20 protein-coding genes and 1 pseudogene are annotated in these 23870 nt (G+C 62.0%); 8 read left to right on the forward strand and 13 right to left on the reverse strand.

Annotated features, from left to right (window positions below; translation table 11 throughout):
• Positions 1-259: 259 nt before the first annotated feature.
• Positions 260-1522 carry a PQQ-dependent sugar dehydrogenase gene (locus VNX23_RS28780; RefSeq protein ID WP_325634968.1) on the forward strand — a complete coding sequence of 421 codons (1263 nt, stop codon included), beginning with the start codon at positions 260-262 and terminating at the stop codon, positions 1520-1522.
• Positions 1523-1628: 106 nt separating this feature from the next.
• Entirely contained in the window at positions 1629-2225 is a 597-nt protein-coding gene (locus tag VNX23_RS28785) for a c-type cytochrome (RefSeq protein WP_325634992.1), read from the forward strand.
• Between the two features lie 150 nt (positions 2226-2375).
• Here the strand turns inward: VNX23_RS28785 and panE are convergent, their stop codons facing one another.
• The 4 genes from panE to VNX23_RS28805 form a co-directional block, all read right to left on the reverse strand.
• A complete protein-coding gene (panE, locus tag VNX23_RS28790) occupies positions 2376-3299 on the reverse strand; it encodes a 2-dehydropantoate 2-reductase (RefSeq protein ID WP_325634969.1) in 924 nt (307 codons plus the stop codon).
• Positions 3300-3516: 217 nt separating this feature from the next.
• Entirely contained in the window at positions 3517-4254 is a 738-nt protein-coding gene (locus tag VNX23_RS28795; RefSeq protein WP_325634970.1) for an SDR family oxidoreductase, read from the reverse strand.
• 120 nt (positions 4255-4374) lie between these two features.
• The gene (locus VNX23_RS28800; RefSeq protein ID WP_325634971.1) at positions 4375-4983 is read right to left on the reverse strand and encodes a 2-hydroxychromene-2-carboxylate isomerase; all 609 of its coding nucleotides are present in this window, start codon (positions 4981-4983) and stop codon (positions 4375-4377) included.
• Between the two features lie 69 nt (positions 4984-5052).
• Positions 5053-5661 (reverse strand): DUF2239 family protein, encoded by a 609-nt coding sequence (locus tag VNX23_RS28805; protein WP_325634972.1) that lies wholly within the window; start codon positions 5659-5661, stop codon positions 5053-5055.
• A gap of 153 nt (positions 5662-5814) precedes the next feature.
• Here VNX23_RS28805 and VNX23_RS28810 point away from each other — a divergent pair, with 153 nt between their 5' ends.
• A complete protein-coding gene (locus tag VNX23_RS28810) occupies positions 5815-6480 on the forward strand; it encodes a glutathione S-transferase (RefSeq protein ID WP_325634973.1) in 666 nt (221 codons plus the stop codon).
• Positions 6481-6488: 8 nt separating this feature from the next.
• Here VNX23_RS28810 and VNX23_RS28815 read toward each other — a convergent pair whose 3' ends face one another.
• The 3 genes from VNX23_RS28815 to VNX23_RS28825 form a co-directional block, all read right to left on the reverse strand.
• The gene (locus VNX23_RS28815) at positions 6489-7385 is read right to left on the reverse strand and encodes an NAD(P)-dependent oxidoreductase (RefSeq protein WP_325634974.1); all 897 of its coding nucleotides are present in this window, start codon (positions 7383-7385) and stop codon (positions 6489-6491) included.
• Between the two features lie 99 nt (positions 7386-7484).
• Entirely contained in the window at positions 7485-9230 is a 1746-nt protein-coding gene (ggt, locus tag VNX23_RS28820) for a gamma-glutamyltransferase (protein ID WP_414643104.1), read from the reverse strand.
• Positions 9231-9301: 71 nt separating this feature from the next.
• Complete coding sequence (locus VNX23_RS28825) at positions 9302-9487, reverse strand: hypothetical protein (protein WP_325634994.1); 186 nt, start codon at positions 9485-9487, stop codon at positions 9302-9304.
• On the opposite strand from VNX23_RS28825, the pseudogene VNX23_RS28830 reads away from it, so the two are divergent.
• Positions 9441-10743: pseudogene (locus tag VNX23_RS28830) on the forward strand (MFS transporter). The gene VNX23_RS28825 and the pseudogene VNX23_RS28830 sit on opposite strands and share 47 nt — an antisense overlap.
• Before the next feature lie 136 nt (positions 10744-10879).
• Here VNX23_RS28830 and purH read toward each other — a convergent pair.
• The 3 genes from purH to VNX23_RS28845 form a co-directional block, all read right to left on the reverse strand.
• Positions 10880-12472, reverse strand: coding sequence for a bifunctional phosphoribosylaminoimidazolecarboxamide formyltransferase/IMP cyclohydrolase (purH, locus tag VNX23_RS28835; RefSeq protein ID WP_325634976.1), 1593 nt, complete (start codon positions 12470-12472; stop codon positions 10880-10882).
• 224 nt (positions 12473-12696) lie between these two features.
• Complete coding sequence (locus VNX23_RS28840) at positions 12697-14412, reverse strand: heparinase II/III family protein (RefSeq protein ID WP_325634993.1); 1716 nt, start codon at positions 14410-14412, stop codon at positions 12697-12699.
• A 153-nt stretch (positions 14413-14565) separates the two neighbouring features.
• A complete protein-coding gene (locus VNX23_RS28845; protein ID WP_325634977.1) occupies positions 14566-15918 on the reverse strand; it encodes an RsmB/NOP family class I SAM-dependent RNA methyltransferase in 1353 nt (450 codons plus the stop codon).
• A 193-nt stretch (positions 15919-16111) separates the two neighbouring features.
• On the opposite strand from VNX23_RS28845, the gene VNX23_RS28850 reads away from it, so the two are divergent.
• A complete protein-coding gene (locus VNX23_RS28850) occupies positions 16112-16330 on the forward strand; it encodes a DUF1674 domain-containing protein (protein ID WP_325634978.1) in 219 nt (72 codons plus the stop codon).
• 23 nt (positions 16331-16353) lie between these two features.
• Here the strand turns inward: VNX23_RS28850 and VNX23_RS28855 are convergent, their stop codons facing one another.
• Entirely contained in the window at positions 16354-16866 is a 513-nt protein-coding gene (locus VNX23_RS28855; protein ID WP_325634979.1) for a L,D-transpeptidase, read from the reverse strand.
• A 428-nt stretch (positions 16867-17294) separates the two neighbouring features.
• Positions 17295-19247 (reverse strand): acetate--CoA ligase, encoded by a 1953-nt coding sequence (acs, locus tag VNX23_RS28860; protein ID WP_325634980.1) that lies wholly within the window; start codon positions 19245-19247, stop codon positions 17295-17297.
• Between the two features lie 389 nt (positions 19248-19636).
• Here acs and VNX23_RS28865 point away from each other — a divergent pair, with 389 nt between their 5' ends.
• Positions 19637-20806: a DNA topoisomerase IB gene (locus VNX23_RS28865; RefSeq protein WP_325634981.1), complete on the forward strand. Its 1170-nt coding sequence runs from the start codon at positions 19637-19639 to the stop codon at positions 20804-20806.
• Positions 20807-21686: 880 nt separating this feature from the next.
• A complete protein-coding gene (locus VNX23_RS28870; protein WP_325634982.1) occupies positions 21687-22190 on the forward strand; it encodes a DUF2059 domain-containing protein in 504 nt (167 codons plus the stop codon).
• 184 nt (positions 22191-22374) lie between these two features.
• On the opposite strand, the gene VNX23_RS28875 is transcribed toward VNX23_RS28870, so the two are convergent.
• A complete protein-coding gene (locus tag VNX23_RS28875) occupies positions 22375-22788 on the reverse strand; it encodes an EVE domain-containing protein (RefSeq protein ID WP_325634983.1) in 414 nt (137 codons plus the stop codon).
• A 239-nt stretch (positions 22789-23027) separates the two neighbouring features.
• On the opposite strand from VNX23_RS28875, the gene VNX23_RS28880 reads away from it, so the two are divergent.
• Entirely contained in the window at positions 23028-23789 is a 762-nt protein-coding gene (locus VNX23_RS28880) for a haloacid dehalogenase type II (RefSeq protein WP_325634984.1), read from the forward strand.
• The last annotated feature ends 81 nt before the right edge of the window (positions 23790-23870 follow it).

Raw genomic sequence — 23870 nt, forward strand, 5'->3', positions numbered from 1 at the left:
TTCTCCCAACTGGCAAAAGCTTGACGAAGGCCCGCTGTGCAGGCGGGCTTTTCGTTTATGTCGTCAAACAGAAAGCCGGAAAAACTGCTCGAACCGCTTCCGCCACCGCTAATCCGCGCGATGCGCTTCTTTGCGCATGCGGATGTGGTAAGCTTTTCTGGTCTGGGCTACCTCAATTCAGACTAAAAAGTTCGTCTTCGTAGGCGGACAAACAAAACAACGTCCGCAGCCGCTCGGCTGCCACAGGGAGAGTGACGCGATGCAATCGGCTTTCAATCGATCTATTCTTGCGCTCGCAACAATCGTCATTGTCGCGGGAGCCGGACCGGCCGCGGCGCAGGATAAACCGCTGAAGAAGTACGAGTCCGGTACCAAGGATTTCTGGAACAATCCGCCGCCGGACTGGTTCCTTGGCGACGAGACGGAGGCTCAAAAGGGACTGACGCCGGTGGCAGGGCCGCCGACCGGTTCGTCGGACGCGGAACTCGCGGCTCTGATCAAGAAGATCAAGCTGCCGGAAGGCTTCAAGATCGAGGTTTACGCCTCCGGCGTGCTGGCCGCCCGGCAGATGGCCTGGGGCGACAAGGGCACGCTCTTTGTCGGCTCGTTCGGCCTCGGCAATGTTTATGCGATCAAGGACAACGGCGGCAAGAAGGAGGTCAAGACCATCCTCAAGGGGCTGAACATGCCGACGGGGCTGGCCTTTCAGGACGGCGCGCTCTACGTCATCGCCGTCGACAAGCTGATCAAATACGACAACGCCGAAGCCAATCTCGACAACCTCGGCACGGGCAAGGTGGTCTATGACGACATGCCGTCATACGCCGCGCATGGATGGAAATATCTCGCTCCGGACAAGGACGGCTGGTTCTATGTGCCGTTCGGCCCTCCCTTCAACATCGGAATCCCGCCGACCAGTGTGTCGCAGATTCGCCGGGTCGATCCCAAGACCGGCAACGCCGAACTGGTAGCGCTCGGCGTCCGCAACAGCGTCGGCGGTGACGTCGATCCGCGCAGCGGCAAATACTGGTTCACCGAGAACGCCCGCGACTGGATGAGCGACGATATCCCGAGCGACAAGCTCAACGTGATCTCGAAGCTCGGCGAGCATTTCGGCTATCCCTATTGCCACCAGGGCGATCTGCCGGATCCGAAATTCGCCATGGGTCACAAATGTTCGGAATTCACCGCACCGGTGCTCAATCTCGGCGCCCATGTCGCCCCGCTCGGCATGAAGTTCTATACCGGCAATCAATTTCCCGCCGAGTACAAGAACTCGATCCTGATTGCCGAACATGGTTCGTGGAACCGGCATAAGTATCAGGGCGCGAGGATCGTCCGCGTTACCGTCGATCCCGATGGCAAGAACGCCAAGGAGATGGAGTTTGCCTCCGGCTGGATCGAGGGGGACCGTGGCTATCTTGGCCGGCCGGCCGACGTCATCCTGGACAAGGACGGATCAATCCTTGTCGCCGATGACTGGGCGGGCGCCATCTACCGCATTAGCTACGCCAAGAAGTAGCAGGGCTTGAACAATGTCGAGGCTGCGGCCGCCCGGGAACGGGTGACCGCAGCCTTGCGTTTCTGCCTCGTCGCGTGCGCCGCTCCAGAAACCGGAAATGTCAGTTATGCGTCCCTTGTCTCTTCTCGTTGGCCTCTGCGGTACGGCGTTATCCGTCGTTCCGGCTCTGGCCGCCGATCTTGCCGCCGGCAAGGAAAAGGCGGAGATGTGCGTCGCCTGCCACGGCGAAAACGGCATTTCGCAAACCGAAAACATTCCCTCGCTCGCCGGTCAGCCCGATCAATTCATTCAATGGCAGCTGGTGTTCTTCCGCAGCGGTACGCGCAAGAACGAGCAGATGCAGCCGATCGTCGAACAGCTCGGCAACGACGATATTCGCAATCTCGGCGCCTATTTCGCCTCGCTCGATCCGCCGAAATCCCCCGGCGACGACAATCCCGATCTGTCGCAGAAAGGTGCGCAAGCCGCTGTCGGCCGGCGCTGCGCCTCATGCCATACCGATACCTATGCGGGCTCGAAAGCGGTGGCGCGCGTCGCCGGCCAGCGGGAGGAATATCTGGTGAAGGCGCTGCACGATTACAAATCAAGCGTTCGATCCGGCGGCGGCATGGCGGCGATGGCGGAAGTCGCCTTTCCGTTGAGCGAGGAAGAAATCACCGCGCTGTCGCATTATCTCGCCCACTTCAAGCAGTCTTCACCTTGAACTTGATGAAGCGCGCTTTGTGCCCGCGCCTTCCTGCCCGCCAACGCCTATAGCGTTTTCGAGCGAAGTGGATACCGGTTCGCGTGAAGAAAACGCGTCAAAACAAAAGATTAGAGCCTCGGTTCTGATTCAATCAGAACCGAAAAGGCTCTACGCCCGCTGGTTCTCGTACGCCTTCAGATGCGTATAGGCGATCCGCAATTTCGGCACCGGCACCTTGGCGGCGTCGCCGCGCGCGATCATGTCGCCCACGATATGATCGGCCTCGACCGGCGCACCGGCCTTGATGTCGCGGAACATCGATGCGGTCAGCGGTGAGCCTTCCGTCGTCAGCATGGAGTTGATGCGGGTCAGAAACGCCTCGCCTGGGGCATAGCCGGCGGCTTTTGCAACGGCGGTGCATTCATCGCGAACGCCGAGGATAAAATCGCGCCCGCCCGGCGCGGCCAGGATATGGCCGATTGCCGCGCGCATCAGCGATGTCGAACTTGCGAGCGTCGTGAGCAGGACCCACTTCTCCCACATCTCCAGCACGATTTTTTCGCTGGCCTGCGAACCGATATTTCCGGCGGCAAAATTCTCGGCGATGGCGCGGACGCGGTTCGACATGGCGCCGTCACGCTCGCCGAAGCTCAGCGATTGAAACACCGGTGCGAGCTGAACCACGTGGCGATGCTCGTTCAGCGTCGCGGCGATGCCGCACCAGCCGCCGAGGACGCGGTCCTTGCCGAAGCGGGTGTCGAGAACATCAAGATGACGCATGCCGTTGAGGAGCGGAATGATCGCGGTTTGCGGTCCGACCGCGGGGGCAAACGACTTGATGGCGTCGTCGAGATCGAACGCCTTGCAGCTCAACAGCACGACGTCGAATTTTTCGTTGAGCTTGTCGGCCTGCACGGTTGGCGGATTTTGCAGCGTTACATCGCCGTTAGGGCTTTTTATCACAAGGCCGTCGCGGGCAAGTTCCGCCGCGCGCCCCGGGCGCACCAGGAATGTCACGTCGCGCCCGGCCTGAAGCAGCCTGCCGCCAAAAAACCCGCCGATCGCGCCGGCGCCGACCGCAACAATGCGCATGCTCTACTCCCCTTTTTGCTGTTCTAGAGCATGATCCGGAAAAGTGGAAACCGGTTTTCCCTTAGATTACAAACGCGGAACGCGTTTGCGCGGAGATCATGCTAAAAACAAAGTGATGGGATCATGATGCGATTCCGCCTAATCGCATCATGATCTAAAGCGCCGGCGCGGGAGAGGGAATAGCGAATGGAACAAAAGTCCATTCACCTTTTCTTGCCTACCACTTTTCTCCGAACGGGCGGATTTCAAGCTCGAAAGTCCAGGCGCTGCGCGGCTGCTGGTAAAGCTGCCAGTAGGCAGAAGCGACCGAGGATGGCGGCATCAGCAAATCGGGATTATCAAGCGCGTCCTTGCCCCAGAGTTGCTCGCGTCGTTCGCGCACCCAGGCGGTATCGACGCCGGCATCGATAATCAGATGCGCCACGTGGATGTTCTTCGGACCGAGCTCGCGCGCCATCGATTGTGCGACCGCGCGGAGCCCGAACTTGGCGCTGGCGAACGCCGCGTATCCGCTGCCGCCGCGCAAGGAGGCGGTGGCGCCGGTGAAGAAAACATTGCCCCTGCCGCGCGGCAACATCAGCCGCGCCGACTCGCGGCCGGCAAGAAAGCCTGCCCAGCACGCCATTTCCCAGACCTTGCGGAAAACGCGATCCGTGGTCTCAAGGATAGGGAAGTTGACGTTGGCGCCCACGTTGAAGATGGTTAACTCAAGCGGCGCGTGGCCGTCGGCATCATTCAGAAATGCGGCAACCTCATCCTCCTTGCGCGCATCCAGTGTGCGGGCGACGATCGATCCGCCGGCCTCCTCGATCTCCCTGACCAGAGGCCCGAGTTTGGCGCCGTCGCGGCGCCCGGCAAACACGGTGAAACCTTCGGAGGCAAATTTTTTTGCGATCTCGGCGCCGATGAAATCGCCGGCACCGATCACCGCGACCGTCGCGTTGCGCTTTTGCATGCATCTTCTCCTGCTCTCATCCTCAAGGAGCGGCGTCTTCGCCGCGGCTCGAAGGATGAGGCTGCCTTGAGGACTTTTAGTTTGAGACGACGCTGGCGCGGCTCTCGGCCGCGAGGTTCACTATTTGCCCAAAATCGTCTCCTCGACGTCGCGCAACTGCTCCTTGCCGAAAAACATTTCCTTGCCGACAAAAAAGGTCGGCGAGCCGAATGCGCCCCGCTCGACCGCGGATTGCGTGTTCTGCACCAACTTGGCCTTGACCTCGGGCTCTTGGGCGCGCACAAACAATTTTGCGGCATCGAGGCCGGAGGCCGTGAATGCCTGCATCGCCACTTCCGGGTCGTCCATCTTCTTCGGCTCGACCCACATGTGGTGGAACGCCGCGTCCACATATTTCTCGAAAGCGCCTTCCAATTGGGCTGCGATGGCACCGCGCATCAGGTTGAGCGTGTTGACCGGAAAGAACGGGTTCCAGGTATAGGGTTTCACGTGGAAGCGCTTCAAGAAACGCTCGGTCTCAAGCGCATGAAATTCGGGCTTGTTCCTGATGCCGGCAAGCGTTTCCGCCGGCGATCTGTTGTTTGTGGCCTTGAAGATGCCCCCGAGCAGAATCGGCACATATTCAAAGTTGACGCCGATCCGCTGTTCGATCGCCGGGATCGCCTCGTGGCTGAGATACGCGTTGGGGCTGCCGAAATCGAACAGGAATTGCGGGGCTTTCGCGCTCACAGCGGTCTCCCTGAGTTTCTTATATGACATTCGTCATTCCATCGACCCTAGCGCTTCAGGCCCGCGGGATCAACCGGAACCGGCCTCCGATTTGCGGCGGAACGCAGTTTCTGCCAGCGCCAGCGCGAAATCACGCACATCCGCGGGCCACGCGGCGATCAATTGCTTGAAAAGGACGGCCTCGTTGGCGAACAACGCGCGGATAGCCTCCTCGTAATGCGGCCTGTTGCCGCCCATGGCCGACATGAACCGATGGGCCGCGCCACGGGCTTGCCCGATGCCATCCCGGCCCTCGCCGCTCCCGCGCGCTTCATCGACCAGCCGGCGCAGCGCAACCGAAGCGCCTCCCGGCTGCTGCGCCAGCCATTCCCAGTGCCGTGGCAGCAGGGTCACTTCGCGGGCGACCACGCCGAGTTTCGGCCGGCCCGGGCCGCGCGGAGCGGACGCCGCGACGTTTGCGGATGCGCCTGCCGTCTCTGATCGCGCCGCCACGCCAGCAAGGGCACCGCGCCAATCGATATCGATGGGGCCGCCAGTGCTCGAATCGAAGATCAGGATCGACGCACCCCTGCGCCGATCAATCGCCACTTTCGCGGCACGAGCCACCGCGCGAAGACTACCGGCGCCGATCCGGCGGTCCCCTTCGAAGGCGACATAAGCGGGTGGTTGCAAGCCCATCGTGGATGGCGATCCAATTAGGGAGATATTATCCGGGTAAATCAAACCGTCAATAATACCCGCCTAGAACAAATCCGCCCGCGAATGCCTCGACTTTCGTCATTGCCGCTGGCACCACCAAATGAATGCCTTCCGCCGCTGAGGACCGACTCCATGCTCACCGTCCACCATCTGAACAATTCCCGTTCCCAGCGCGTGCTTTGGCTCCTCGAAGAACTCGGCATCCCCTATGAGATCGTGCGCTACCAACGTCAGCCCGACATGCGGGCGCCGCCCGAACTGCGCGCCGTCCATCCGCTCGGAAAATCCCCTGTTATCACCGACGGCGGCAACACCATCGCGGAATCGGGCGCGATCGTCGAATACCTCGTCGGCACCTATGGCAACGGCCGCCTGATCCCGCCGGAAAAAACGCCGGAGCGACTCCGTTACACCTATTGGCTGCACTACGCGGAAGGCTCCGCCATGCCGCCGCTGCTGCTGAAGCTGCTATTCACCGTGATGCCGAAGCGCGCGCCCGCGTTGCTGCGGCCCCTCGTGCGCAAGGTCTCGAACCAGGCGCTCACGACCCTCGTCAACCCGCAGCTCAAGCAGCACATGGCATTCTGGGAGGGCGAGCTTTCGAAAAGCGAGTGGTTCGCCGGCAAAGAGTTCACCGCAGCCGACATCCAGATGAGTTTTCCTCTGGAAGCAGCCGCAGCGCGCGGCGGGCTCGAGCACGGTCACCCCAGATCGACGGCGTTTTTGGAGCGCATTCATGCGCGCCCGGCCTACAGGCGCGCCCTGGAAAAGGGCGGACCTTACGCGGTCGGGCGCTGAACGCCCGGCTAGCCCGATTTCTGAACGCCGCCCGTTGTCGCCAGCCGCGTCACGGTGACGCCGGGCGGCGCCACGTCGTCATCGGGCACAAAGAAATCCTGCGCCAGCGGCACTGTCGGGTCGACTCGGTAATGCTCGAAGTCACGCACCCCACTTGCGTAAAGCACCTTGTCGTCGATGCAGAATTGCCCGGTGAATTCGCGCGACGGCCGGGTGAGAATGGCGTGAGCCGCATCCCCCATGATCTCCGGCTTGCGGCTCGCACGCATCATCGCGTCGCCGCCGAGCAGATTGCCGACCGCGGCGGTGGCAATCGTGGTGCGCGGCCACAGCGCATTGACCGCAACGCCCGCATCCCGCAGTTCGCCGAAAAGGCCGAGCACGCACATGCTCATGCCGAACTTTGCAATAGTGTAGGCGGTCGAATGCTCGAACCATTTCACTTTCATGTCGAGCGGCGGCGACAGCATCAGGATGTGCGGGTTTTCGGCCTTCTTGAGATGCGGGATGCAGTATTTCGACACCATGAAGGTGCCGCGGGTATTGATTCCCATCATCAGATCGAATCGCTTCATCTCGGTTGCCTGCGAATTCGTGAGGCTGATCGCGCTTGCGTTGTTGACGCAAACATCAATGCCGCCGAATTCGGCGGCGGTCTTGTCGATCGCCGCCATCACCTGCGCTTCGTCCCTGATGTCGCAGAGTATCGGCAGGGCCTTGCCGCCGGCGGCGCGGACTTCATCGGCGGCGGTGTAGATCGTGCCCTTGAGTTTTGGATGCGGCTCCGCCGTCTTCGCGGCAATCGCAATGTTGGCACCGTCACGCGCGGCACGCAGAGCGATCGCGAGTCCGATGCCGCGGCTGGCACCGGAGATGAACAACGTCTTGCCCTTCAGCGATGTCATCGGCAAACCTCCGGTTGGTATCCGTTTCCGCGGAAGCTTACAGCCACTTCGCCCGCACGCGGGAGGTAATTCTTCCAAATCCTGATAGTTTGTGGCCCTCTATTGCCCGGCCGCATCCGCGCCGCGGGTTCTCGGGTCGGGTGCGCCGAGCGTTCCCTTGGAGGTCACGGCGATCGAATTGGCAGAACCCTGCGCCATCGGCCCCACCACGTGATGGCCTTTGGCGCTGAGCGCGGCCAGCGTGTCCTCGCTGAAACCGCGCTCGACCCGCACTTCGTCCGGCAGCCATTGATGGTGCAGGCGCGGCGCCGATACGGCTGCACCCGCATCCATGTCGTAATCGAGCACGTTGACGATCACCTGCAACACGGTCGAGATGATGCGGCTGCCGCCAGGTGACCCGGTCACCAGCACCGGCTTGCCGTCTTTGAGCACGATGGTCGGCGTCATCGATGACAAGGGCCGTTTGCCCGGGCCGGGCAAATTGGCCTCGAATCCGACCAGCCCATAAGCGTTGGATGCGCCAGGCGCTGCGGTGAAATCATCGAGCTCATTGTTGAGCAGGACGCCGGTTCCATCGGCGATCAGGCCGACCCCATAGCTGAAATTGAGCGTGTAGGTGTTGCTGACCGCATTCCCGAGGCTGTCGACGACGGAGAAATGCGTGGTGTTGCTGCCCTCGCGTGGTTGCGCGGCGGACAGCGCGGCTGAGGGCGTCGCATGGTCGAGATCGATGCTCGCGCGCTGCTTTGCCGCGTAGTCCTTCGAAATCAGGTTGGCCACCGGCGCTTTGACGAAGGCGGGATCGCCGAGATAGCGCGCGCGGTCGGCATAGGCGCGTTTCATCGCCTCGATCAGGACGTGCAGCGAGGGCACCGAGCCTTGCTTCATGTCCCGCAGCGGAAAGCCCTCAAGGATGTTCAAGGTCTCGAGCAGCACGATCCCGCCCGAGGACGGTAGCGGCATCGAGACGATTTCGTAGCCACGATAGGTACCGCGCACCGGCTCGCGGATGGCCGGCTGATACGATTTGAGATCGTCCAGCGTCATGATGCCACCGGCCTCCCTGATCGCCTTCACCAGCTTTTCGGCAACCTCGCCCTCGTAGAATCCACGCGGCCCGCGTGCCGCGATTGCAGAGAGAGTGACAGCGAGATCGCTCTGGGTCAGCGTATCGCCCTCGCGCAGTGACGTTCCGTCCTCGCGGGAAAAGAGCTTGGCCGATGATGTCCAGCGCGCCAGCCACGGATGCACGCCGGGCAAACTGTCGGCGATATCGTCGGTGACGAGGAAACCATTTCGCGCCAGATCGATCGCGGGCTGCAGCAGCTCCGCAAGCGTGAATTTTCCCGAACCATATTTCTCGAGGGCGAGCGCCAGGCCCGCAGGCGTGCCGGGAATGCCGATGCCGAGCGCGGAATCGCGTGATTTCGCTGCATCAGGCTTGCCGTCGGCGCCAAGGAAGATGTCGGATGTGATCGCACCGGGTGCAGTCTCGCGATAGTCGATCGCAACGTCTTCGTGGCGAGCCGCCAAATGGATGACCATGAATCCGCCGCCGCCGAGGTTGCCTGCGCGGGGGTAGGTCACCGCCATGGCGAAGCCGGTTGCCACCGCCGCATCGATCGCGTTGCCGCCGCGCCGCAGGATGTCGGCGCCAGCTCGCGCCGCCGTTTTTTCCTGGGCAACCACCATGCCGCGTTCGGCGACCATCGGCTGAGCGCTGTCGGACGGGGCTGGCTTGTAGAGAGCGCGGCCTTGCTCCTGTGCTGCTGCGGGCAACGTGAAGATCACCGCGAACGCAATGCCGATAAAAAGCCTGCGCATGGCTACTGTCAGGGACATCATCGAAAATCCGTCGGTAGTTGAGGCCGGTTCGGCCAAGAAAAGCGCAAGGGTATTGCAGCCCCCCAATGCTATATGGCTTTCGACACGAAGGGCAAAACGTCTTCCTCGTGATGGATAGGGATTATTTGCATGGCGGGGACGGCCGCGGCGGCGCCTGATGCGGGCATCCAGCAGAAATATCCTCCGCGGGCCGCCGTCATCAGCTGGATTTTCTTCGCCTGGGCAGCGGAGCCTTTTTTCACGCTGATCACCACTTTCGTATTCGCGCCTTATTTCGCCACCCATGTGGCGGCCAACCCGGCGCGCGGGCAGGCATTGTGGGGCTTTGCGACGGCGGCTTCGGGGCTGGTCATCGCCTTGCTGTCGCCGGTGCTCGGGGCAGTTGCGGATGCGAGCGGTCATCGCAAGCCGTGGATCGCCGCCTTCGGCGCACTCCTGGTCATAGGGTCCTCGCTGATGTGGTTTGCAAGGCCCGGCGATCCCAGCACGATTCCGGCGCTGCTCGCGGCTTACGGGATTGCATCGATCGGCGTCGAGTTCGCCTTCGTTCAACAATTCGATGATGCCGACGCTGGTCCCGCCGAACCGCATCGGTCGCTTGTCCGGAACCGGCTGGGCGGTGGGCTATGTCGGCGGCATTCTCAGCCTCGTTCTGGTGCTTGGCTTTCTCGCCGCAAGCCCGCAGAGCGGCCACACGCTGTTCGGGTTCACACCCCTGTTCGGGCTCGATCCCCTTACCCATCAGGGCGACCGGATCACCGGTCCCCTCACAGCGATCTGGTTCGTGGTGTTCGCGCTGCCGATGTTTGTCTTCACGCCGGATTATCCCGCCAAGCGCTCCATCCGCGAAGGCCTGCGGGAAGGAATGGTTGAACTGAAGCAAACGCTGCGCGAGCTGCCGAAGCAGAAATCGATCGCGGCATTCCTGCTCGCCAACATGATCTATACCGACGCCCTGGTATCGCTGTTTGCCTTTGGCGGCATTTACGCGGCTGGCACGTTCGGATGGAACACGATCCAGATCGGCACCTTCGGCATCATCCTTGCCATCGCGGGCACTTTCGGCGCCTGGCTGGGCGGCAAGCTCGACGACAGGCTTGGCCCGAAACGCGTGATTGCGGGCAGCATGTTGGTTCTGCTGTTTGCGATTATCGCGATTCTGACAGTGGACAAGGAGAGGATCTTGTTCGTGAGGGTCGCGCCTCCGGTACCAAATGCGCCGCTGTTTGATTCAGCCGCAGAACGCGCCTATCTGGTGCTGGGATGCCTGATCGGCATGGCCGGCGGGCCGCTGCAGGCGGCGTCACGGACGCTGTTGATCCGCATGGCACCGAGGGATCGCATTACCCAATATTTCGGTCTGTTCGCGCTGACCGGAAAGATCACTTCTTTCGTCGGACCATTGCTGATCGGCATCGTCACGGCGGTGACGATGAGCCAAAAGGCCGGCATGGCGGTGCTGGTGCTGTTTTTCGCGGCCGGCCTCGCGCTGCTCGCAAGAGTGCGCTAGCGACGGATGAAATCAGGTTGATCTTTAACAGCGCCAAAGGTGTGCTCCCTCCTTGCGGGAGAGGGAACCGTTCAGCTGAAAGATCGATTCAAAGGTCATCACGCTTTAGCGCTCGCGAAAATGACAGGAAAGTCGCTCAGTGCCGGAAGTGGCGCACGCCGGTGAACACCATGGCGATGCCGTGATCGTCGGCGGCCTTGATCACCTCGTCGTCGCGTACCGAGCCGCCGGGTTGAATGACGGCCGTAGCGCCGGCCTCGACGCAGGCGAGCATTCCGTCGGCAAAGGGGAAGAACGCGTCGGAAGCCACCACCGAACCCCTGGTCAGCGGCGCGGCGAGCTTTAATTCGTTCGCCGCATCCAGCGCCTTGCGCGCGGCGATGCGCGCGGCGTCGACCCGGCTCATCTGGCCGGCGCCGATGCCGACCGTGGCGAGGTCCCTGGCATAAACAATGGTGTTGGATTTGACATGCTTGGCGACGCGGAAGGCAAACCGCAAGTCCCGCAGCTCGGCCTCACCGGGCGCGCGCCTGGTCACAACCTCCAGCGCCATGTCATCGACGACAGCATTGTCGCGGCTTTGCACCAGAAAACCTCCGGCGACCGTCTTTGCGGTCAGTCCGCTCGCGCGCGGGTCGGGCAGCCCGCCGGCCAGAAGCAGCCGCAAGTTTCGCTTGGCGGCGACGATGGCAACAGCTTCCTCGGTGGCATCGGGTGCGATGATCACTTCGGTGAAGATTTCGGTGATGGCGCGCGCGGCTTCTTCATCCAGCGTCCGGTTGAGCGCGACAATGCCGCCAAAGGCCGAGGTCGAATCGCAGGCCAATGCTTTTCGGTAGGCGCTGACGAGATCGACGCCTTCAGCGACCCCACAGGGGTTGGCGTGCTTGACGATCACGCAAGCCGCGGTGCGCGCCGCATCGAATTCGGCGATGCATTCGTAAGCCGCGTCCGTATCGTTGATATTGTTGTACGATAGTTCCTTGCCCTGCACCTGCCGCGCGGTTGCCACGCCCGGCCGGGAATCGGCCATGCGATAGAACGCGGCCGTCTGGTGCGGGTTTTCGCCGTAGCGCAGCGGCTGGATCAGCCGCCCGCCGAAGGCGCGGAAATCCGGTGCCTCGGTCTTGAGCTCGCGCGCGAACCAGTTCGAAATCGCCGCGTCATAGGCCGCGGTGCGGGCGTAGGCTTTTGCAGCAAGCCGCCGTCGCAGCGAAAGCGTGGTGGCGCCTTGATTGGCAGCGAGCTCGTCGAGCACGGCCTGGTAGTCCTGCGCTTCCACGACCACGGCGACGTCTTCGTGGTTCTTGGCCGCCGCGCGGATCATGGCAGGGCCGCCGATGTCGATGTTCTCGACGCAGTCGGTAAAACCGGCGCCCTTGTCGACGGTTGCTTCGAATGGATAGAGATTGACCGCGAGCAGATCGATCGGCGCGATGCCGTGCGCCGTCATGGCGCTGGCATGTTCGGCGTTGCCGCGGATCGCCAGTAATCCGCCATGGACCTTCGGATGAAGGGTCTTGACCCTTCCATCCATCATCTCCGGAAATCCGGTCAGTTCCGCAACATCCTTCACTTTCAACCCGGCCGCGGCAATCGCCTTGGCGGTGCCGCCGGTAGAGACGAGTTCGACGCCATGGCCGGCCAGTGCACGGGCGAATTCGATCAGCCCGGATTTGTCAGAAACGGACAGGAGGGCGCGGGTAACTCGGCGCGGGCGGTCGGTCATGCCTCAATCCCAAATGACTAAAAGCGTGATCCGGAACAATGGGAGCCGGTTTGCTCCGCGACCAACGTGAAAAATGCGTCGGCGGAGTTCATGCTTGAACGACAATTCCAGAGCGCGGTTGCGATTGGACGATAAGCCCTCGCGCCTCAAGGTTGGCCGGGTAGCACGGTTTTGCCAGCCACGAAACCGGCACTCGTTCAATAGCGACATCTTGGTCACAAGAATCATAGCGGCAGTTCCGGTTCGCGCCGCGCGCTGCGTTTCGCCGAGGTGGCGGAGGCCGATGTGGCCGAGCGCAGGAAGGTCCAGCGGATGGAAGGCGCGTGGCGCGAATCCTGGCGAATTACGATCTGGGCGGAGCGGCGGGGACCGTCGTTGCCCGCCAGAAACACGCTGTCTTCCAGCGAGACCTTGTCGTCGAGCGCCTCAAAGGTCCAGACGTCGCGGTTGGGCAACACCAGCATGACGCCGCGCGCGTCGCTGAGACGGCTGGCCTTGACGGAAGGGTGCAGGTGAAACCGCAGCACATAGCCGATCTCCTTGCCCTTGATCCGGCCACCCGGCGGGGGCGAGATCGTATCCTCGCCGTCAAGTCTTTTACCGTCATGCGAGAGCAGCAAGGTTCGGCGATGCAGCACACCGAACCTGTCGAGATAGCCGTCGTGGGACATCGTCAGTAGCACGCCGTTGTCGACAATCTCGCGACGGCTTTCCACCTCGCTCGGCCCGCTGACGATCGGGGCGCCCTGCAACAGCCGCTTCACTGCCGAGAGTTCGACGAACTGGCATGAGGAAACGTCGTGGCAGGTCAGAGTCGAATGCGCCGGCGTGCTGCGGGCAAAGCTGCGCCAGTTGTCGCGGCTGGTCGACGGCATGCCGCAATTGATGACGATGCGGCTTGCTCCCGACGACAATTCGAACGAAAGACAGCCGGCGTGGGCATCCTGGCTGACGCTCGGCGGCGGCGAGGGGCCAGCATCCGTGATGAGGGTGGTGGTGCCGGCATCGAGGCGCTGAAAGCCGGTGTGCGGCATGCTCGCCATCGGCGCACCATGGGCGTCGTCATAGGCAAGCAACGTCGCCAGTACGTCGGAAGGCGCGCTGCTCATGCCGTTGAAGAGCGCGAAGCTGCCGTCGCCGTGACGGAAAAAACGCAGCATCGGCATCATGCGGTCGATCGCATTCAACAAGGCCGGAGGCGGCGCGATGTTTCGGGCTGCAAAGGTCTGCCGCAGCGGCAGCAGGTCGGTCAGAAGTTCGATCAGCGCGCCGGGATTTCGCGAAATGTGTCCGCCATCGGGGAGAATCTGTCGTTGCAATTCGTCGGAAAGCTTTCGCGCCGCGTTACGAATGTGCCGTACCTGATTGGCGAGGCAGAGCGAAGCGTAAGAAAGCGCGATCAGCACCTGCAACCGCGCCACACCGTCGGGAATATCGATCATGGTGTAGCGCAGGTAGCGGATTTCGCGGGTCAGTCCGCGCAGATAGCGCCGATAAAACTTGCCATCGGTATCGCCGAGGACGAGCGGGGCCTGCGACAATAGCGAGATCACGCGGCGCGCCAGCACGTCGGCACGACGGCCCACCGGTCGTTTATTGGCCTGATTTGAAAGCCAGTCATCGACCAGGGAACGTGCATTGGCGCGGGTAAGCGCGGTATCGGCGGCGCGCAAATGCCGAAGCCATCCGAAGCCGAGGAGCGCCACTTCCCAATCTTCCGACGGCGGCTCGAGATCAAAAATCGAACGGCCGTGGCAGGTCACGATCTTGCCGGCGAACACGAAGCGCCCGGCATAGATTTCGGCGGCGCGGGTAGCGTCAGCCGTACGCAGATCGTGCGGTGCGATGATGAGACGATCGGTGCGGCCCGGCCACAGGCGCGACAGCGCCAGCGAACTGCCGCTTGCGCGCGCCAGCGTGCTGCGGGCGAAGCGGGCCATGACCAGCGTCGAGATACGTCTGCGTTGAGCGACCGACACGCCTTGCCTTGGTTGGGAGGATTCTTTGGCGAATCCTTTTAATCCGGAAACGTGGCCAAGACACCCTCTTGAAACCGCGCGAATCAGCGCGGCAGGGCTAAAAACGGTGTAGAATCAGGATTTAACGAGGCGGGCGGCGTAGAAACCGTCGAGCCCGCCAAGCCGCGGGTCCTGGTGCGGCATGTGGCAGGGCAGGGTGCGCAGATCGCCCTCACTGGTGAGGATTTCGATCAAGCCCGCGACCTCGCCCGGCTTGATCGGCAGGCGCTTGATCGCCGATTCCGACGCCATGAGTTCCGATACCGCCTGTTCACCCTCCTCAGGCTCGAGCGAACAGGTGCAATAAACCAGCGTCCCGCCGGGCCTCAGTGCCGCCACCGCCCCTTGCAGAAGACGCTTCTGCGCCGCCACCAGTGGAGGGATATCGGATTCAAGCCGCAGCCAGCCGATATCGGGATGCCGGCGAATGGTCCCGGTCGAGGTGCAGGGAGCGTCGAGCAGAATGCCGTCGATCTTTCTATGGTGATTTTTTTCCAGCCATTCGGCCCCTTCGGCGACCACCATTTCCGCATTCAGCGCAAGGCGAGCCAGATTATCGCGAAGCCGCCCCATTCGGGTGGGCGAACGGTCGACGGCGATCACACGCGCCCCGGCCTGAACGAGTTGCGCGGTTTTGCCGCCCGGCGCGGCGCAGAGATCGACGACGGTCTTGCCGGCCACGTCGCCCAACAATCGCGCCGGCAAGGCGGCGGCCGCGTCCTGCACCCACCATTGTCCTTCCGAGAAGCCCGGAAGCATCGTCACCGAGCCCTGCAACAGCGTGCGCACGGATCCCGTCGGCAGCATTTCGCCGTGCAGACGGGTCGCCCACTGCGCCGGATCGGACTTTACAGTAAGATCAAGAGAGGGCTCATGGCCGATCGCAGTCGCGATGTCACGTGCGACGGAGGGGCCGTAATGGCTGCTCCAGCGCGCCATCAGCCAAGGCGCGACGTCAAGCGCCTGTGATTTGACCTCGTCGATCAGCGGCTGGCCCTCACGCGCGCAGCGGCGCAACACCGCGTTGACGAGCCCCGCATATTTCGCGGCCCGCCGATCCGACTGCACCAGTCGCACGGAGAGATCCACTGCGGCGTGGTCGGGCACGTCCATCCAGAGAATCTGGGCAGCGCCGATCAAAAGCGCGCTCTGCGCACGCGGTGCATCGGTCGGCACGCCGCGATCGAGCAGCCGCGACAGGACATGGCCGAGCGTCCCCAGCCGGCGCAAAATGGTCGCCACCAGGCGGCGCATCAGGGCGCGGTCGCGATCGGAGAGGTTCCTCAGTCCCGGATGGGCCGCAGCGCCATCGAGCTGTTCGTCGAGGGTACGGTGCTTGTGCAGGACGCCGTCAAGAATATCCGCCGCGATCCGACGCGCCGGCAGACCGGGCGCTTCGGACGACTGGGCGAATCGTTGTTGGGGCATGGAGCTCCAATATCTTGCGAAATCGGACAGCAGTTCGCATTTCAGCTGTTGCCATCGACTAAGGGTTGGCGAATCCCTTTGGCAGCAGAATATGCCAAATGTAAGAATCTACTCTGTGACTTCACGGATCGGAAGTGACCTGCGCCGCCGGAGGCTGAATGAAGCGGGCTGATAAGGCAGCTGGAATCTATCGATGACGGACGATCTTTCCCGCTCAACAGCGGATGCATCCGGGCCAAAACGCAAGCCGCTTTCGCCCGCAGCACAACGCGCGCTCGCAGAGGCCGAAGCACGACGGCTCGCGGTTGCACCCGCCAGCAAGCCCTGGCCCAGGGAATTTCAGGGGCCTGAGGGCCCCGAGCCCACGAGATATGGCGACTGGGAAGTCAAGGGCATCGCCTCGGATTTTTGACCCGGACGTCACAAAGATAACGATCAGTGCGTCACCACCACGGTCGTGCCGACAGATACCCGCCCATAAAGGTCGGTGATGTCGGGATTGAGCATGCGGATGCAGCCATAGGAGACAAAGCCGCCGACCGAACCCGGCATGTTGGTCCCGTGGATCGCGTACTCGCCACCGGCCAGTGTCATCGCGGCGACGCCCATCGGGTTGCGCGGCGAGCCGCCAGGGATGACATCCGGTATATGCGGCTTGTCCCGCCTCACTTCGGCCGGCGGCGACCAGGCCGGATGGAGGTATTTGCCGTTGATTTGAGTGGTACCGGCCCATTGCTTGCCGTATTTGCCGACGCCGACCGGATAACGAACGGCGTGGTTCTGATCGATGACGTAATAGAGCCTGCGCTCGTTGGTCCTGATCACGATGGTCCCGGGCGAATAGTCGCCCCGGAATCCGACCACATCCGGCTGCGCCTGAGCTTCGGTGGTGCCCAACGCTCCCAATCCGATAGTGGCCGCCAGAGCCACCGCAATCCTCAACGACATTGACCTCTCCGATACCGAGCCTGACCTTCCGAGGCGGTCCACTTCCGACCGGCGCCGCCAGAGAAACCGCTTTCCCACGAAATCTTAACCGCGCGAGTTAACTGAATGTTTGTCACGCCAGGGCTGGGACTGGTTCTGCGACAGCAAAAAAGAAAATGTTCAAAACAAAGTAAATGACCGGAAAACCACACCCCCGCAGCAAACCTCCGTGAAACGCCCGCCTCCGGATGACAATGGCGTGAGCGGCATGTTCGCGATCGCTCATGCCCATGGCTGCCTATCCTGATCGGCGCGCGCGGACGCAACCGAATCCGCATCGACCGATGTCGACGACGCCGTATTGATGTCTGTGATTCCAGCCGCCGGTCAACCGCAAAAGGCGCGGTGAAGGATCGCGCCTTCGCGGTTCAACCCCGAAGTTGCGCGCGTTACGCCGGCGCGTCCTTCTTGTTCTGGCGATGTTTGACGAGATCGTCGACCACCGCAGGGTCCGCAAGTGTCGAGGTATCGCCGAGGCTTCCCGGCTCGTCCTCGGCAATCTTGCGCAGGATCCGGCGCATGATCTTGCCGGAGCGGGTTTTCGGCAAACCGGGCGCAAACTGGATCTGATCAGGGGAAGCGATCGGGCCGATCTCCTTGCGGACCCACGCCACCAACTCCTTGCGCAGTTCCTCACTCGGCTCGGTGCCGGCCATGAGCGTCACATAGGCATAGATGCCCTGGCCCTTGATGTCGTGCGGATAGCCGACGACCGCGGCCTCGGAGACCACCGCATGCGCCACCAGCGCGCTTTCGACCTCGGCTGTGCCCATGCGATGGCCGGAGACGTTGATCACGTCATCGACGCGCCCGGTGATCCAGTAATAACCGGCGGCATCGCGCCGGCATCCATCACCGGTGAAATATTTGCCTTTGTAGGTCGAGAAATAGGTTTGCTCGAAACGGGCGTGATCGCCATAGACCGTGCGCATTATTCCAGGCCATGGTCTGGTGATACAAAGGTTGCCTGTGGCTTCGCCGGCCATCACCTGGCCGTCGGCATCGACGATCTCGGGCACAATGCCGAAGAACGGCAGCGTGGCCGAGCCCGGCTTGAGCTTGATGGCGCCGGGCAGCGGCGTGATCAAAATGCCGCCGGTTTCGGTTTGCCACCAGGTATCGACGATCGGACAGCGGTCCTCGCCGACCACGCGGTGATACCATTCCCACGCTTCCGGATTGATCGGCTCGCCGACGCTGCCCAGCAGGCGAAGCGATTGGCGCGACGTCTTCTTCACCGGCTCATCGCCGCCCTGCATGAGCGCGCGGATCGCGGTGGGCGCGGTGTAGAAGGTGTTGACCTTGTGCTTGTCGACGACGTTCCAGAACCGCGAATTGTCGGGGTAATTCGGCACGCCTTCGAACATCAGCGTGGTCGCGCCATTGGCGAGCGGCCCGTAGAGAATGTAGCTGTGGCCTGTGACCCAGCCGACGTCGGCGGTGCACCAATAGATGTCGCCTTCATGATAGTCGAACACGTACTGGTGCGTCATCGCGGCGTAGACGAGATAACCGCCGGTGGTGTGCAGCACGCCCTTGGGCTGGCCGGTCGAGCCGGAGGTATAGAGGATGAAGAGCGGATCTTCCGCGTGCATATGCTCGCACGGGCATTCCGTCGTCACCATCTCGGCAGCCTGGTGGTACCAGAGGTCGCGTGACGGCTTCATGTCGACTTTGGCGCCGGTGCGCTTGACAACGACCACCCAGTCAACGCCCTCGGTCTTGGCGAGCGCCGCATCGACATTGGCCTTCAGCGGCACCTTCTTGCCGCCGCGCAATCCCTCGTCCGCGGTGATAATGACCTTGGACTGGCAGTCATTGATACGCTGGGCGAGGCTGTCCGGCGAGAAGCCCGCGAACACCACCGAATGAATCGCGCCGATCCGCGCACAGGCGAGCATCGCATAGGCCGCTTCCGGAATCATGGGCAGATAGATCGTGACGCGGTCACCCTTCTTGACGTTGCGGGTGCGCAGGATGTTGGCAAACTTGCAGACCTCGTCGTGCAGCTGACGATACGTGATGTGCTTCGACTCCGAAGGGTCGTCGCCTTCCCAGATGATGGCGGTCTGGTTGCCGCGCTTTTCGAGATGGCGGTCGACGCAGTTCCAGGCCGCGTTGAGAACGCCGTCCTCGAAATACTTGATTGAAATGTTGCCGGAAGCGAACGACCAGTTCTCGATCTTGTGGGGAGGCTTCATCCAGTCGAGGCGCTTGGCCTGTTCGGCCCAGAAGCCGTTGGGGTCCTTGATCGAGCGCGCATACATTTCGCGATATTTGGCGTCGTCGATCCAGGCGCGCCTGGCCCAGTCGGCCGGTACGTCGTAAATTTTCTCGGACATTCTTTTCCTCCACCGTGCGGCGCACTCTCGAGCCGTCTTGATTGTTGAAATAAGTATGCGCCGGGCCTGACGGCGCCGACAAGCGGAACAACCATGCCCGATCACTACAACCTTCGGCGGGGCGCGCGTTGCGCGGGATCAATTGATGAATTTGATCGCAAGCGCGCCAGGTCTCGGCAGCCCGTTTGGCATTTTCGGCTACGTCGAATCGACGCAGGCAGGCTCCGTCGGTCGATGCAGGTAACATATAACCGCAATGATCCGACCGGGGGGACTAGCGCTGCGCGCGATAACCCCCTAAATGGCGCCCCAGGGCCAAACGGCCGGGCCGGAACAAACTCGAAAAACCGGCATTAGCAGGATACGAGCGGAGCAAGGCGTCTAAAGCTATGGCGGATCAGCAGAATTTGGAGACTGCACGGCCCGATACGGCCGATCCTGCCGTCGCTTTGGCCAAGGCGCTCGGGCAATGGCCGCCGGCGCCGCCGAAGGCGCTTGCCTCCCGGACGCCGGGCAAGGTGCCCGGCATGCCCGGTCCTACCGTGGAATCGCTGGCCCAGGAGCTCGGTCTCAAGCTTGGCGACCAGAATCAGCTGACCATTCGCCGCATCAAGCGCGGCAAGGGCTATGCCTTCGTCCGCGCCAACGGCGCGCATATTCGCGATGCCCGCACCGTCCGCCGCCTGCATGCCATGGCGGTGCCGCCGGCCTATGCGGAGGTGCGCTATTCGCCCGACCCGACTTCGCATCTGCAGGCCGTGGGGCGCGATGCCGCCGGCCGCCTGCAATATCGCTATCACGCCGATTGGGAAAAGGTTCGCGAGCATCGCAAGGCGCATCGGCTGGCCAAGCTCGTCGCTGCCTTGCCGAAAATTCGCCGCAACGTCTCGATGCACCTGTCCGGCGAGGAGCCGACGCGTGAATTCGCTCTCTCCGCGGTAATCGAACTGATCGCGCGCACCGCGATCCGGCCGGGGAACGAATCCTATGCGCGGCTGAATGGCACACGCGGCGCCACCACGCTTTTGAAATCCAACGTCACGCTGGAAGACGACAGCATCGTGCTGACCTTCAAGGCCAAGGGCGGCAAGGCGGTGAAGAAGGAATGCAACGCCGCCAAGCTGGTGCGCGCGATCGGCATTCTGCAGAGCCTTCCGGGAAGACGCATGTTCCAGTATCGCGACGCTTCCGGCGTCGTGCGCACCGTTTCCACCACGACCGTCAACGGCTTCCTGCGCGAGATCGCCGGCATCAAGATTTCGCTGAAGGATTTTCGCACGCTGATGGCATCCGCCGTGGTGCTGGAATCGCTCTCGCGGATTTCGCCCGCCAAAAGCGCCCGCGGCCGCAATCGCCAGGTTCTGGACGCGATCCGCGCCGCCGCCGACCGGCTCTCCAACACGCCGGCGATCTGCCGCAAGAGCTATGTGCACGACACCATCGTCACGGCGTTCGAGGACGGCATTCTCGAGCGCTTTGCCGCGACCATGAAGGGTTGCCGCTCGCAGAAGAAGCGCGAGCAGCTTCTGGCCGAGGTAGTGATGGCGGCCGCGGCGTAAGGCTTGCTCCCTACCTTCTCCCCTTGCGGGAGAAGGTGACGCGGACGCAGTCCGCGTCGGATGAGGGGCCTCTTTACACACGTCAGACCTACCCCTCACCCGCCCTCGCCATCGCTCGGGCACCCTCTCCCGCAAGGGGAGAGGGGTAAACCGTCGCTAGCTCTCGCATAGTCGATAAGACACACATCCACATTCCCGCGGCACGAATCTGCCCGGGCTTTTGCCAGCCATGCCCCCGAAAATCAGAGGGCGCAGGGAATGCCGGATGCGCGGCGCGCACCCATAGCCTCGCGTGTAAAAGGAAAAACACACGAGCAAAGTCACCACAGGTACGCCGGAAGCGACCCGGCATTCCCTGCACGATGGTTTTAACGGTTTCCTTCGCGCTCTCCCTGGTGAGCCGGGCTTTGTTGCCACCATCACCTGCGAGATCATCGCCTCGACAGGCTTGACATAAGCGTCGGGATGTCAGGACCACACGACTTCGCCGTCCGCGATTCAAGCGCATTCGTCTTCCGCCAACCGCGTCCACCGCATCCCGCGCCCAACGTTCGTGACGATCGCGAAGCGCCCCTCTTCGAAAGCGCGGGACGGCGCGAATCGTGCCGGTGATTTGGGGGCGAGATCAACGCCGCGTGCGTGCGGCGAATTGGCACGACGGGCAAATCAGCGTTGGTGCGGGAAATCGTGTCAAGAGCTTCCTTCGCGTTCTTGCCAGGCTCACACTGTCATTTTGGCGCGCGCATGGGCGCGAAACGGATATTCCGGGAATCCCCAGCAACATTCAAAATCTTGAAACAAGATTTTACGTTTCATGCAACGAAATGGATACGCGTGCGATAGTCGATCTCCGCTTGGAAACACGCGATAGGGGAAATCTATGGTCAGCCGCATTGTTCGTCCGCTGTTCGGCGCGCTTGTTCTGCATGTTTTCTTTTCGTCGGGTTTGGCGCAGGCCCAGGCGCCCGCCCCCGAAGCCATAGCTGCGGCCAGGGAGTTGGTCGAGACCATGCATCTGAACGATCAATATAATGCAATCGTTCCGGGGTTCATCAAGAAGTTCAAGCCGACCATTGTTCAGGGGCGCGCCGACGTCGAACGGCAATACGATGCTCTCACCCCCGCGATAATCGATGTCTTTCGGCAGCGGGTGTCGGAGATGAGCGACGCGGCGGCGCTCGTCTACGCAAACAATTTTTCAATTGACGATCTTCACGCGCTCAACGAGTTCTACAAAACCCCGACCGGGCGGAGATTACTGCAAAAACTGCCAACCATATCGCAGGAGATGTTGGTTGCCGGGATGAAGTTCGGTCGATCCGTTGGTGAAGAGGTGCAACGGCGAATGATCGAGGAACTGCGTAAAAAAGGCGTCACTCTTTGAAGCGCAATATGCATCGACGGTCCTGCAACCGGTTTTTGGCAGCATAATCGCGCGTGCGCGCCCGGGATCCATGATCATAAATGGTGCGTATTGCGCTACGCCGGGGCCGATGCTTGCTCCACGATCAATGCTGGTGGCTATGGGTCCCGGCTTTCGCCGGGACGACGTTAACGCTGTGGCGGCTTCACACCCCGCCCATCTTGCAGACGATTTTCCATTCGTCCGCCGTCACCGGCTGCACCGACAGCCGCGAATATTTCACCAGCGCCATGGTGGCGAGTTTTTTCTCGGCCTTGATTGCCACCATCGTCACCGGCGTTTTCAGCGGCTTGTCGGCCTTGATGTCGACGCAGACGAATTTTCCGGTCTTGTCGGTGGGATCGGGATAGGCCTCCTTGATCACCTCCGCGATGCCGACGATCTCCTTGCCCTCGTTGGAGTGATAGAAGAAGGCCTTGTCGCCCTTCTTCATGTTCACGAGATTCTGCCGGGCGGTGAAGTTGCGCACGCCGGTCCAGGCCTCGCCCTTGGCGCCTTTGGCAACCTGCTGGTCCCACGACCAGGACGAAGGTTCGGATTTCACCAGCCAGTAGTTCATGGGGTTCTCTCCACCCGTCATGGTCGCGCTTGGCGCGGGCATCCACGCCTTTCTCTCCCGTGCAAGAAAAGCAAGACGTGGATGGCCGGGTCAATATGTTTAAAGACGCGCTTCGCGCTTTTGCCCGGCCATGACGAGGGCCGCCATCTCGGGCTTGTTACATCTCCAATACCCCGAGCGAGATATAAGCGCCGTCAAGGGCGAAGCTGTGGCCCACGCATCCCATACAAGGAAATCAGATGTTCAATCGTCGGGAGTTTGTAACGCTTGCCGCGGGCGCCATGGCCGTGGGCGGGCCGTCCGGACAAGCCTTCGCGGACAACATCAAGCCGATCAAATTCAAGGCGGTCGCCTTCGATGGTTTCCCCATCATCGATCCGCGCCCGGTGTTTGCCAGGCTGGAAGAAATGTTTCCGGCCCATGGACCGGAGCTCGGTAATGCCTGGCGCTCGCGGCAATTCGAATACACCTGGCTGCGCACGCTCGGCGGGCGTTACGTCGATTTCTGGCAAGTGACGGAGGAGTCGCTGATCTTTGCGGCCAAGGCGCGCGGAGTCAATTTGTCCGTCGCAGAGCGCGACCAGCTGATGCAGACCTGGCTTTCGCTGAAAGCCTGGGGCGATGTTGCGCCGGCGTTGCGGCAGTTGAAGAATGCCGGCATTCGCATGGCGTTCCTGTCCAACCTCACCGAAACCATGCTGGATGCCGCGGTAAAGAATTCAGGACTTGAGGGATATTTCGAACCGCATCTTTCGACCGATCGGGTGAAGGCTTTCAAGCCTGATCCGCGCGCCTACCGGATGGGCCTCGATGCGTTCAAACTTCGAAAAGAGGAAATCGCCTTCGCTGCGTTTGCCGGCTGGGATGCGTGCGGCGCCAAATGGTTCGGATATCCGACCTTCTGGGTCAAGCGCATGAGCACGCCGGTCGAGGAATTGGGCGTGATGCCGGATGGAATGGGTTCGGGGTTACAAGACCTGGTCAATTTCGTGCTGGGGTGAGGGGATGCGGGAACTCCCCCAACTCGTCATGGCCGGGCATAGCCGTGCGAAGAACGGCGTCGCTTCCGCTCGCCTATGCCC

Source organism: Bradyrhizobium sp. (assembly GCF_035570375.1).
Lineage (GTDB): Bacteria > Pseudomonadota > Alphaproteobacteria > Rhizobiales > Xanthobacteraceae > Bradyrhizobium.

What these genes read in the sequence shown, in the direction of transcription:
- VNX23_RS28855 (WP_325634979.1), bottom strand. Translation starts at nt 16,866, where the DNA reads ATGTCGTTGAGGATTGCGGTGGCTCTGGCGGCCACTATCGGATTGGGA.
- VNX23_RS28810 (WP_325634973.1), top strand. Translation starts at nt 5,815, where the DNA reads ATGCTCACCGTCCACCATCTGAACAATTCCCGTTCCCAGCGCGTGCTT.
- VNX23_RS28870 (WP_325634982.1), top strand. Translation starts at nt 21,687, where the DNA reads ATGGTCAGCCGCATTGTTCGTCCGCTGTTCGGCGCGCTTGTTCTGCAT.
- acs (WP_325634980.1), bottom strand. Translation starts at nt 19,247, where the DNA reads ATGTCCGAGAAAATTTACGACGTACCGGCCGACTGGGCCAGGCGCGCC.
- VNX23_RS28805 (WP_325634972.1), bottom strand. Translation starts at nt 5,661, where the DNA reads ATGGGCTTGCAACCACCCGCTTATGTCGCCTTCGAAGGGGACCGCCGG.
- VNX23_RS28785 (WP_325634992.1), top strand. Translation starts at nt 1,629, where the DNA reads ATGCGTCCCTTGTCTCTTCTCGTTGGCCTCTGCGGTACGGCGTTATCC.
- VNX23_RS28780 (WP_325634968.1), top strand. Translation starts at nt 260, where the DNA reads ATGCAATCGGCTTTCAATCGATCTATTCTTGCGCTCGCAACAATCGTC.
- VNX23_RS28850 (WP_325634978.1), top strand. Translation starts at nt 16,112, where the DNA reads ATGACGGACGATCTTTCCCGCTCAACAGCGGATGCATCCGGGCCAAAA.
- VNX23_RS28840 (WP_325634993.1), bottom strand. Translation starts at nt 14,412, where the DNA reads ATGGCCCGCTTCGCCCGCAGCACGCTGGCGCGCGCAAGCGGCAGTTCG.
- panE (WP_325634969.1), bottom strand. Translation starts at nt 3,299, where the DNA reads ATGCGCATTGTTGCGGTCGGCGCCGGCGCGATCGGCGGGTTTTTTGGC.
- VNX23_RS28865 (WP_325634981.1), top strand. Translation starts at nt 19,637, where the DNA reads ATGGCGGATCAGCAGAATTTGGAGACTGCACGGCCCGATACGGCCGAT.
- VNX23_RS28845 (WP_325634977.1), bottom strand. Translation starts at nt 15,918, where the DNA reads ATGCCCCAACAACGATTCGCCCAGTCGTCCGAAGCGCCCGGTCTGCCG.
- VNX23_RS28880 (WP_325634984.1), top strand. Translation starts at nt 23,028, where the DNA reads ATGTTCAATCGTCGGGAGTTTGTAACGCTTGCCGCGGGCGCCATGGCC.
- VNX23_RS28815 (WP_325634974.1), bottom strand. Translation starts at nt 7,385, where the DNA reads ATGACATCGCTGAAGGGCAAGACGTTGTTCATCTCCGGTGCCAGCCGC.
- purH (WP_325634976.1), bottom strand. Translation starts at nt 12,472, where the DNA reads ATGACCGACCGCCCGCGCCGAGTTACCCGCGCCCTCCTGTCCGTTTCT.
- VNX23_RS28795 (WP_325634970.1), bottom strand. Translation starts at nt 4,254, where the DNA reads ATGCAAAAGCGCAACGCGACGGTCGCGGTGATCGGTGCCGGCGATTTC.
- VNX23_RS28875 (WP_325634983.1), bottom strand. Translation starts at nt 22,788, where the DNA reads ATGAACTACTGGCTGGTGAAATCCGAACCTTCGTCCTGGTCGTGGGAC.
- ggt (WP_414643104.1), bottom strand. Translation starts at nt 9,230, where the DNA reads ATGTCCCTGACAGTAGCCATGCGCAGGCTTTTTATCGGCATTGCGTTC.